This window comes from uncultured Gimesia sp., assembly GCF_937919775.1.
Lineage (GTDB): Bacteria > Planctomycetota > Planctomycetia > Planctomycetales > Planctomycetaceae > Gimesia.
On sequence record NZ_CALFPF010000779.1, the window covers coordinates 1 to 7,193 of the forward strand.

7 protein-coding genes are annotated in these 7,193 nt (G+C 47.4%); all 7 read right to left on the minus strand.

The annotated features are described in order from the left end of the window. The coding region (locus Q0294_RS22125) for a DUF1501 domain-containing protein (RefSeq protein WP_299469793.1) at positions 1-1,196 on the minus strand (1,196 nt) is incomplete at its 3' end. Between the two features lie 99 nt (positions 1,197-1,295). Next, entirely contained in the window at positions 1,296-2,798 is a 1,503-nt protein-coding gene (locus tag Q0294_RS22130) for a DUF1553 domain-containing protein (RefSeq protein ID WP_299469795.1), read from the minus strand. Positions 2,799-2,848: 50 nt separating this feature from the next. Further along, entirely contained in the window at positions 2,849-4,051 is a 1,203-nt protein-coding gene (locus Q0294_RS22135) for a DUF1549 domain-containing protein (RefSeq protein ID WP_299469797.1), read from the minus strand. A 50-nt stretch (positions 4,052-4,101) separates the two neighbouring features. Beyond that, positions 4,102-4,785 (minus strand): hypothetical protein, encoded by a 684-nt coding sequence (locus Q0294_RS22140; RefSeq protein ID WP_299469799.1) that lies wholly within the window; start codon positions 4,783-4,785, stop codon positions 4,102-4,104. Between the two features lie 4 nt (positions 4,786-4,789). Continuing rightward, positions 4,790-5,380, minus strand: a complete 591-nt coding sequence (locus Q0294_RS22145) for a hypothetical protein (protein WP_299469801.1) — start codon at positions 5,378-5,380, stop codon at positions 4,790-4,792. Between the two features lie 37 nt (positions 5,381-5,417). Beyond that, a complete protein-coding gene (locus Q0294_RS22150) occupies positions 5,418-5,951 on the minus strand; it encodes an RNA polymerase sigma factor (protein WP_299469803.1) in 534 nt (177 codons plus the stop codon). Between the two features lie 370 nt (positions 5,952-6,321). Then, positions 6,322-7,193, minus strand: an 872-nt coding sequence (locus Q0294_RS22155) for an alpha/beta hydrolase (RefSeq protein WP_299469805.1), incomplete at its 5' end; no start/stop codon positions are given.

A 7,193-nucleotide genomic window follows, 5' to 3' on the forward strand; every position in this document is an offset into this window, starting at 1 on the left:
TAGAAAGAAGCTGCGACATCATCCGGAGAATATCCTTCGTCAATGGGTTCGGTTCCATTGGCATTGCTCTTTCCGATCACCTGCCCGCCTTTGACCTGGCCGCCTGCCATCAACATGAACATGCAGCGCGGGTAATGGTCACGACCGCCTCGCTGAGTATTGATTTTGGGAGTTCGTCCAAATTCCCCTGTGACATAGACGGCTGTCGATTCGAGCAATCCCTTTTCAGCCAATCCGTTAAACAGAGCCGACAAACCTTGGTCGAGGGGAGGCAGTAATCTATTTTCCAGGCTCTCCCAGTTTTTATTATGGGTATCCCAGCCACCCATAGAGACCGTCACAAAACGGACTCCCGACTCAACCAGGCGTGAAGCCAGCAAACAGCTTTGTCCGAAGCTGGATTCGCCGAACGGTTTGGAAAATGCCGGCGATTCTTTCGAAATGTCGAATGCGTCGCGTGCCCTTTTGGAAGTGATAATAGCTTGGGCCTGCTGACCGAATCGATCCAGCCCTTCGATCAATTGTGAGTTCTTTTCCAGACTGTTAAAAGTCTGATCAATATCCCGCAAGAGTGTTTCACGTCGTTCAATATTCTCAACGGTCAGACCGGACCGCAGTGAAATGCCCCGTACATTGAATGGCTGACCAGGACGAGGAGTTGCTCCCGTATTCAGGGGAGCATGTTTGACGCCCAGAAAACCCGGCTTCTGAGTGGAATTCGGGATTGAAACATACGGAGGCAAATTTTCCGGACCTGGGTTCTCTTTGGTAAAGACAGCACCATATCCCGGGTATTCCAGTGATGGCAGAGGTCGGTTTCCCGTATTTACATAAGATCGTCCCAAGGCGTGTGCTGCGACAGAGTGGGAAACGCCACGGAGTAAGGCAAATTTATCCATGCAGCCAGCCAGTTTGGGCAGGTGCTCGCAGATTTCAATGCCAGCGACATTTGTTTTGATCGGTTTGAATTCCCCGCGATATTCGCTGGAAGATTCCGGCTTCAGGTCAAATGTGTCCATATGAGAGGGACCACCGGACAGTTCGATAAAAATAGCAGATTTCGCGTTTTGTGGTTTGGCTTCTCCGGCATCTACCATTCGCAGGTACGAAGAAAGCGTTAATCCGGTAAAACCAAGCGTACCGATTTTGATAAAATCACGGCGTTTCACTCCATCGCAGGTCATTGATACGGCCATCTGAATTCCTTTCGATTTGAATTGCCTGACTATGTTTACTCAGGCTTGAATTATGTGTCTGTATGTAATTTGACTTAATTGGTCTGCAGCATGATTAACTTAGTGATTGAGCATGAATTCCTTTGTATTCAAGACAGCCCAGATCAGGTCATAAACGCCATCGATTTTATTCTGTGAATCATCCAGATACTTTCTGGCGGCTGTTTTTTCCTCTTCCGTTGGATAACGGCTTAAACTTCGCAAATAAGTTTTAGTGATAATTTCTTCTGACTTGTCTTGTGAAATTGGATTTTCAAAAGACTGGAGACGAGCAGGAGCATTTTCCGCTTTGCTGGAAACCTGTCGCATTTTCTTTAAATCCGCCGTCAGAGTCTGTAACTGTTTTTGTGCCTGCTTGAGCTGCGGTTTCTTGTCAGCCTGTTTTTGCAGCTGATTCACTTTTTGTTTCGCGGCTTTTTGCTGTTCTTTGAGTTGCTCCATGCGGGCATTGGCTCGTTTATTTTGCTCCGCAGGTTTTTGAACTGCTCCCAGTTGTTGTCCGACCTGGAATAACCAACTGCTATTGGAGCGATTGATGGCAGAATAAACGTCGTTGTCATTTTTTATATACATCGTCTGCAGCAGACTCGGGTCGACCGAACGATCACAGTCGCAGTTGTTTTCACGAGTCGAGCGGCCAAAGATGGTCAAGGCGTATTGTTTGTCCTGTAACACCCGATTTCGCACTCCGGAAGCAGCAATACCAATGGCACGGTCGCCAATACTGTTCTTCAGAGAATCAATGGCGTCATCCGATGCGGTTGCCTGATGAATGGCGTCATATAAAACTTCTGCCGGTAATCGGTGGGGAATGTAGTGACTGAAATTCACTTCGTCCAACTCATTCGTTTTATTGGTTTTCCAGCTGCGCTGATAGGTGTCACTGTTGGTGATTTCACGGTGTAACCATTTCATGTCAAAATTATGGTTCACGAATTCACGAGACAGGTAATCGAGCAGCGGTGCGTTGCTGGGGGGATTCGCCAGATTCAAGTCATCGGGCGGTTCGATAATTCCTCTGTTAAAGTAGGATGCCCAGACACGATTCACAAAAGCTTTCGCAAAATAGGGGTTATCCTCACGTCGTAACCATTCCATCAGTGCAGTGCGGGGATCCTGCATTTCGTTAATTTCGACGACTTCTGCTCCCAGGAGCTTGGCAGTCGCTGGGCTCTGGTTGTTTCCACGCTGTTTTTTGCCCTGTTTATTTTTCTTGTTAGCAGCTTCGGGACGTCCTTTGGTCACATAAACTTCCATAAACGGAACGTTCTCGCCGCGTTTCACTTTTTGACTCAATTCGCGGTTTAATTGATTTCCACGCAGTTTGTCGGCACCCAGTTCTTCAACCATCGCCGCGTATTCTTTTTTGGATTCCGGATTTACACCAAAATTCACTCGCGTAAAAAAGCCACGGAAATCTTTGAAGTCAGTTTGGGTCCATTGGTCAAAGGGATGCTTATGGCATTGGGCACATTGAATCCGGATGCCCAGGAATGTATAAGCAAACCCCAGTACGCGGTCGTCCGGATTTCTGAAATCACGACGTGCCCAGTAATAAGGCATGTGATCACGGTCGGCAAACTCATGTCCCGGCTTTTCCTGATAAATCTCATTTATTGATTTTGTGAACTTTTCAAAGTCTTCATCCGATTCACGGCTTGTCGCCAGCAGGATTCCTTCTGTGATTTTGTCGAACCTGCATTGTCTGTGACGCGTTTTTTAATCCAGTCGTACCAGTCCTGACTCGGACGCTCGCGGACTGGAGATACGTTAACCAGGTCGTCATAGTTGTTTTGGGTGAAATCGCAGAGTTTGGTAGTCCACCAGGCGGCGTAACCAGGGCTTTCGAGTAATTCGTCAATCTTTTTTGACCGCTTGTCAGGTGACGAATCTTTAAGAAACGCTTCGATTTCATGTGGTGCAGGCAGCGTACCGGAAATGTCCAGACTGATACGGCGCAGAAATTCTGCATCGTCACATGTTGCAGCAGGCACCATGCCCAGTTTCTTTAATTTCGTAACCACAAACTTATCAATCGGAGTCGAGGTTGCGATGGCGGGATATTTATCACCGTATTGATCGGACACCGGTTGCAGTACGGGAACGGGAATCACGCCGGAATCGTAAAAGACGACGACATGCGTGTCACCGGGTTTGGCTGCAGCGACGAGTCCTGCATCTGACATCGTTGCGATCTGTTCGTTGTTCGTCTGAAAGCGGCAAAGTGGGGTTACATCTTCTCTGGAGCCATCGGACCAGACAGAGACTGCTTGTAGTGAAACAGTTTCCCCTTCTTTATTGAATTGAATCGAGTCCGGGGTGACCTCCAGACGCACAAATTTAGGGGCTTCTTTGGGGACTCCCTTTGCACCACCTTCAATCCAGCGTGCCAAAAGACGATGTTGCCAGCTATCGGGCTCAAAACGCTTGCCCCCTTCGTGGTCCACTTCTTCCAGCGCTTTTTGCAGGATTAAACTTTTTGCTGGTTCTTTCAGATTAACGCGTGCCACATCTTCGGCTGTCAGTTGCGTGTGATCCATGATGAAATCATAGCCGAATAAGGAGAGTCGAAAGTCCCCCTTGCCTTGAAAGGAGCCGTGGCAGGCACGTCCGTTACAACCCAGTTTTCCAAGTAATGGTACGACATGCTGCTGAAATTGGGGGACTTCTTTGTTCCCCGGATCAGCAAACCGCTGACTGACCGGTTTTTGAATGTCCGCGTTTTCGGCTGCCTGGATCGTAGCGGTCAACGGAATCAACGCCAGGACTCCGGCAACAAATGTGAAATAGCAACTGGTCATTCTGATTGATTTCATAACACACCTTGCAATAAGGACGACATAATGTCAGTCAAAGGGTAATCCGTTTACTTTTGATTTTTTGTTTGCTGCCCGGTTTTTTTGATACTACGTTTGATTTTAGTCAGCTCGGTATCAACTAAGGTTTCCCGGTTTTTCTCAATTTCTTTGATGGAATTCTGGATTTTTTCAATCCGTTTTTCCGCCATTTTCTGATCGTATCGTAATAACTCGAGTTGGAGGTCGACTCGCTTTGTTAACAGAGATTTCAGTTCGGATTTATCATCCGAAGTTCCCATGACGGAAACACGGGCCGCCAGCAGACGGATTCGGGAATCAACTTCCCAGCGTTCCAAAGTGAGACGGTAGCGCTCACTTTCACGGCTTTTGAAACGATCCAGTTTTGTGAGAGTTGTGTCCAGATCACGAATGGCCCGTTTGTATTCACGCGGTTTATGTTGTTTGAGTTTTTGAATCAGTTCTGCCAGTTCCGGATGATGTAATTTAGCAAACTCAATCGCCAGTTTTTCTCGTTCCGCAGAAATGCCGGTGGATGCCTTGTTTTCTTTGTTTGTCGTGATCGATGGCTTGGGTGTTTTATCACTTTGGGGAGCCTCGCTGGAGACAGTGACTGTTCCCGGCTCTTGAGGATTCTCGGCATCAGCCGAGTTCACAAAGCTGGCGATCGCGCAGAACGAAAGAATGAGTGCAATGCCAGTCAGATAACAGGTTTTCGGGAGCGTTAATGACATGGCTTTAATTCACACTTTCTTCGGGAAGAGAGACTGCGGTGTAAAGCCAGTCAGGAATCTCTAATGTTTGATTCTCTGCCAGGATATTTGGTTGATCAATCAGGTCAAGTTGTTCGGTACCGGAAATCAACGAGACGGTGAAACTGCTGTCTTCAGCGGCTTCAGACCAGAGATTGAGCAGGTGTTTTAGATCATCCTGCGAAGGCTCGATTTGCACAGTCTGGAAGTCCGTTGAATTACGAAATGATGTTTCGGGCAACAGTAGTGAAACAGCGGCGAGTAACAGGACTACAGCACAACCGGCCAAAGCCCAGCGTTGCAAGCGGGAAGCCAAAAGAGAGCGTGATTTGAATTCAGGCTGAATGATGGAAGCCGTTTCTGAGTTCAAAACCGGGATCGGTTCAATGGATTTCAGTCCGGCAATCAATTGAACAGCCGACGCTAATGCTTCCCGCGCTTCCTGTTTCTGGGCGAGCAATGCTTCAAAGGCCTGTGATTCCTGTTCCGAAAGTTCATTCGACAGGTATTGAAATGCGAACCAGTCCAGATGGTCGGAAGAATTCGACGGTGTTGAATTGTCTGAAATTTCAATCATGATACATGTCTTACAAAGTGACAGGCAAATAATAAAATCAATGATCTTCTGACGGATTGTCGATTTGTCTGGACAGGGTTTTAATCGCGAGCCTCATGCGTGTGAGCACTGTTCCTAAGGGGAGACCGAATTCTTGTGCAATCTCGTTAAACGTTTTATTCTGATAGATTCTGGCGATCACAACTACTTGTTGATTTTCAGGCAGGTTATTCAGGGCCAGTCTGATCTGTTCAATATTTTCATTTTCTAAAAGCCGTTGATCCGGAGCTTCCGTCCAGTAGGCGCTGGTTGTGTGACACAAGTTGGTTAAGGATTTTCTGTGAATCTTATCCTGACGGATCAAAGCCATTGCTTCATGGTAGGCAACTCGAAACAACCAACCCTTACGAGTCTCTTCCTTTGAGTGCCCTCCCGATTGGAGTGCTTTGGAAAACGTCAGCTGTAAGATCTCATCAACCAGGTCATGATCACGTAATAATCCGGTTAAAAAAGCGCGCAAATCCGTTGCATGAGTTTCGAATAATTGATGGACGATCTCGGGGTCGAGCTTGCCATCGTTACCGGTGGCCAATATCTACTCCCGTTCAAACAACAAAACCACGGCTTTTAGTAATAACGATGCACGACTCATTGATATTATTTTCAGAATCTGATCAGTTTTCAAAAATCGTAATTTGAAGAACTATGTAGCGTAAGTCTATTCCGAGATGAGAGATATGCTTAAAGCATACTGGTAATAATGCCGAAAATTATCAGCGATGATAAGCAGGCGGTCGCCATTATGTACAAATCCGCCAAGAGTTTCGACTATGGAAACCCGTATTTGAATGAAATCAAGGAGAGGCTGGCTTGGGAGAGAAATGGCTGTTGCGATAGCCTGGGTGGAAATGTTCAGTGGGTCACGAGGGGCGAAGAATCAGTCTGCCAAATCGCAATTACGGCTAGTCGCCACTGGAAAAGTAAATCGCTGGCATGATTGTTTCGGCGATTTCGGGGTGACTATAGTAGTTCGGGAACATATGCGCTGCACCAACACACTCTGAAACATCGATGTCATGCACGCGGGAATATTCATCACCCAAAGCCAGTTGGTCAAGATAAGTAAAACCAGTCCGGGCCAATGCTCTCCTCGAAACGGGAGCCAGTATCGGATAGAACAGCAGAATTCTGTCTTTTTTGTTGCGAAGGTTGATGAGACAATCGGTGCAGTTCAGGCTGCATCCATAGCGTTGTCCGGGGTTTAGCCAGTTATGATTGATCGCTGCCGCAGCGAAGACGACGCGAAATTTTCGACAGTGACAGCAGATATGAATTCCGCATTCATTCAGGGAGACACCTTGCACTGAGCCGCCCCCCATCAGATGTAGAGCCGACGAGACAGTGCGAACACCATGGCTGTGCCCCAGCAGGCTGATCTGAGATTGTTCAGGTAACATAGAAATCAGTCGTGCTAAATAGTGTCCATTGTATTCAGCTCGTTTCCCCAGCATGTTCACATCGAGTGGCAGGATTTTGGTGGGCGTTTCATCGCTGGGCCATGTGAAAAAAATTACATTCAACGGACGATGCGGTGCCGCATTTCTCAACCAGAGATATGTGGCATAAGAATCGTTAAGTATGCCCTCCCACTTAACAAAACTACCATGCACCATAATGCAAATCGGGGCGTTCGGGTCCAGGGACTGTAGTAGAGTTTCATACGACGACTCAGTAATGTGAGCCTCCCCACTCGAATGAAATACATCGAACTCGCAGCAGGGACAGCAGCACTTGCTTTTCTGCGGACAGCAACGACTACTGACGACCCAGTAAT

What these genes read in the sequence shown, in the direction of transcription:
- Q0294_RS22145 (WP_299469801.1), bottom strand. Translation starts at nt 5,380, where the DNA reads ATGATTGAAATTTCAGACAATTCAACACCGTCGAATTCTTCCGACCAT.
- Q0294_RS22140 (WP_299469799.1), bottom strand. Translation starts at nt 4,785, where the DNA reads ATGTCATTAACGCTCCCGAAAACCTGTTATCTGACTGGCATTGCACTC.
- Q0294_RS22130 (WP_299469795.1), bottom strand. Translation starts at nt 2,798, where the DNA reads ATGCCTTATTACTGGGCACGTCGTGATTTCAGAAATCCGGACGACCGC.
- Q0294_RS22135 (WP_299469797.1), bottom strand. Translation starts at nt 4,051, where the DNA reads ATGAAATCAATCAGAATGACCAGTTGCTATTTCACATTTGTTGCCGGA.